Origin of the sequence: Aeromonas sp. QDB14 (assembly GCF_027707845.1) — a bacterium.
GTDB lineage: Bacteria > Pseudomonadota > Gammaproteobacteria > Enterobacterales > Aeromonadaceae > Aeromonas > Aeromonas caviae.
Window position 1 is genome coordinate 1 of sequence record NZ_JAPCJD010000192.1, and the last position, 1,004, is coordinate 1,004.

The 1,004-nt window shown below is 65.0% G+C and carries 2 protein-coding genes; one reads left to right on the forward strand and one right to left on the reverse strand.

Annotation, left to right across the window (positions count from 1 at the left end):
* Positions 1–636 (forward strand): TniB family NTP-binding protein (locus PG887_RS22455; RefSeq protein ID WP_195759430.1); only part of this gene is annotated, 636 nt, incomplete at its 5' end.
* On the opposite strand, the gene PG887_RS22460 is transcribed toward PG887_RS22455, so the two are convergent.
* Positions 605–1,004, reverse strand: a 400-nt coding sequence (locus PG887_RS22460) for a GNAT family N-acetyltransferase (protein WP_058671088.1), incomplete at its 5' end; no start/stop codon positions are given. The two genes, PG887_RS22455 and PG887_RS22460, sit on opposite strands and share 32 nt — an antisense overlap.

Below are 1,004 nucleotides of genomic sequence, written 5' to 3' on the forward strand. Positions count from 1 at the left end.
ATGGGCGCGCCGCTGCGCCCACGCCCACGGTTGCCGGAAATGGAGCAACTGGCTCTGGCACTGCTGCGCAAGGTCGGCGTGCGCATGCTGGTGATCGACGAGCTGCACAACGTGCTGGCCGGCAACAGCGTCAACCGCCGGGAATTCCTCAACCTGCTGCGCTTCCTCGGCAACGAACTGCGCATCCCGTTGGTTGGGGTAGGCACGCGCGACGCCTACCTAGCCATCCGCTCCGATGACCAGTTGGAAAATCGCTTCGAGCCGATGATGCTGCCGGTATGGGAGGCCAACGACGATTGCTGCTCACTGCTGGCCAGCTTCGCCGCTTCGCTCCCGCTGCGCCGGCCTTCCCCAATTGCCACGCTGGACATGGCTCGCTACCTGCTCACACGCAGCGAGGGCACCATAGGGGAACTGGCGCACTTGCTGATGGCGGCGGCCATCGTCGCCGTGGAGAGCGGCGAGGAAGCGATCAACCATCGCACACTCAGCATGGCCTGTCGACAACCTCTCGCGCAACCAAGACATCGCGGTCGGACTGCAAGTGATCTTGAAGCCACGGGCCCGTCCCACCCCGACATGGACCTCGATGCCCGAACGGACGTTAGATTTCGAGTTCTAGGCGTTCTGCGATGAAGGTTGGATCCCAGCCGGGATTGAAAGTGTCGACGTGGGTGAATCCGAGCCGCTCGTATAGGCCACGCAGGTTCGGGTGGCAGTCGAGCCGCAGCTTGGCGCACCCCTGCGTTCGCGCGGCATGGCGGCAAGCCTCGATCAGCGCGGAGCTGACACCCCGGCCCGCATGTGTCCGTCGCACCGCGAGCTTGTGCAGATATGCGGCCTCCCCCTTGAGGGCGTCGGGCCAGAACTCGGGATCCTCGGCCGACAAGGTGCAACAGCCGACGATGCCGTCGCTGCAACTCGCGACTAGGAGCTCGGATCTCAGGACGAAGGTCTCCGCGAATGTCCGGTCGATCCGCGCGACGTCCCAGGCGGGCGTTCCC